Source organism: Defluviimonas sp. D31, assembly GCF_033436765.1.
Lineage (GTDB): Bacteria > Pseudomonadota > Alphaproteobacteria > Rhodobacterales > Rhodobacteraceae > Albidovulum.
The window spans coordinates 1-1,866 of the sequence record NZ_JAWQFN010000055.1; the positions used below are offsets into that span (position 1 = coordinate 1).

At 55.1% G+C, this 1,866-nt stretch carries 3 protein-coding genes; all 3 read right to left on the reverse strand.

What is annotated here, in order from left to right:
* Positions 1 to 128: 128 nt before the first annotated feature.
* Positions 129 to 380: a DUF982 domain-containing protein gene (locus R5H32_RS20815; protein WP_412099053.1), complete on the reverse strand. Its 252-nt coding sequence runs from the start codon at positions 378 to 380 to the stop codon at positions 129 to 131.
* Between the two features lie 118 nt (positions 381 to 498).
* Entirely contained in the window at positions 499 to 705 is a 207-nt protein-coding gene (locus R5H32_RS20820) for a cold-shock protein (protein WP_318340550.1), read from the reverse strand.
* Between the two features lie 223 nt (positions 706 to 928).
* Positions 929 to 1,096, reverse strand: coding sequence for a hypothetical protein (locus R5H32_RS20825; RefSeq protein WP_318340551.1), 168 nt, complete (start codon positions 1,094 to 1,096; stop codon positions 929 to 931).
* Positions 1,097 to 1,866: the final 770 nt, after the last annotated feature.

The following is a 1,866-nucleotide window of genomic DNA, read 5'->3' on the forward strand; positions in this document are numbered from 1 at the left end:
ACTCATCGTCCGACATCAGGTCTCGTGCCAAGCTGGTCTCCATCGCAGATACCAGCTTGAATCATGATCAGGCGTCCCTGTGAATCCCTTTTGTCAACAGGCCCTAGAAGATGGACACAGAGCGCGGTCTAAGCGACCAGCGTCTCGGGCACGAAGCCAGCGGTCTTGGCCGCCGATATGAAGGCCCGTCGGGCAGACCCAACCGTTGCGAGACAGTGCATGGCGGCATCTAGTTGGTCGAGAGCGCGATGCCGGGCATCATCAGAAATCGGCCATTTGTTTTGAAGCCAGTACGATGCTTGTTCGATTGTGCTGAACTTTTGGACGTCACCTTCAGCGGTGACGACGAAAGTAAGGGGTTTACCCCAGTTGATTTCTATCAAGAATTTCTTCTTCCGTAAGGAAAACGCGGCACCCCCCGGCGGCGATGCCGATACAAAGGAAAATGCGAGAATGGCTCACGGCCATTCCCGCATTTGACGTTAATTCTGCAAAGCCTTAAGCGAGCACGAGATTTGTCGCCGACTGCCGGCCGTCGCGCCCGGCCTCGATATCAAACGTGACTGCCTGGCCGTCATCCAGCCTCTGGATGCCCGCGCGTTCGAGCGCAGAGCTATGGACAAACACGTCCCTGTCGCCAGATTCAGGCGCGATGAAGCCGAAACCTTTGCCTTGATTGAACCATTTCACGGTGCCGTTGGCCATCGTGATATTCCTTTTATAGTGCCGCTCACACAGCGCAGCGGCCCGGCAAAGCTGAAGATCGAAAGCTGAGCCACATAGGAACAGGTCCGAAAACAAGAGATGCGCAATCTATATAGGTCGGAAGCCAGTGATTTGCGAGGAAATTGTCTCGGAGATCGTCAGCTATCACGTTAGTCCTTGATCGCGTTGAGAACTATTTCCGTTTTTAATTGAAAGCCTACGCTCAATTCACGTCGGGTTTGGCTGGTGGCGCGGAACGGGTGTCGGATTTTTCTGGTTTGGTGGCAGTCGACAGCTTTTTCCAGCGGGGCTTTCGGACGTGGTAAGGAGTGCCTTTCTGGCTGAGGAATTCGGCGAGGTTTAGCGGTGGTTTGGGGACCGAGTAACCCATGTTCTGTTTCCTCTCTTGGATCTACATCTTGCTCAGCAAAACGGCGAGGCTGGCCCCGCCGTTTCACCTCCCGGCTACTCTTTGATGACCGGTGCCGACGACCGACAACGATGTATCGCCTTTTCCGGCCAATTCACACGGGAACTCGCGCCGATCTGCCGGCAACGGTATCCACTGACACGGGGGTTTACTCTTGAATGGGCTTTGCCGGAGAAACGCTGGGCGCGTCCAACGTTCCATTTCCTAGACGGACGAAGAACTCGGGCCACGCGTATCCGCCGCGCGGAATCTTGCCAGAAACTCGATCCCTCGGTGCAGGACGCCGAGTACGGGTCTCGCGGGCCAAGTCGGTTGTCGGGAATCGATGTGAAACGTCTGTGCCAGTCGCCCTTGCGGCAACAGTCGCATTCTTGGTCCTCATGTGCGGGAATCCCTACTCCGGCGAAGAGATACCCCGCCGTTAAAATCAAGATGGGAGTGGAACGTCCAGAATACCAGTCCCGCGAAGAAACTTTCCTTCAGGCACCTGATACAATGAGCAACTTTCCGTATCATGAGCTAACTGCAAGCTCAGTTGAGCACTTCAGAAATGCGGCAAAGGCAAAGTTGGAATGGGGCTCAAAGCCTACCTACACCGTTTTGGGACGTGGCCGTTATCTTTTTAGGCGATGTCAGAGGAACCTAGCTTGCGGCGAGGCAGGGCGCCGACTAGCGTCGCTTGATGTCGAAACCTGACCCGTTCAAATACTTCAAGACGAGCCGCGAGATCA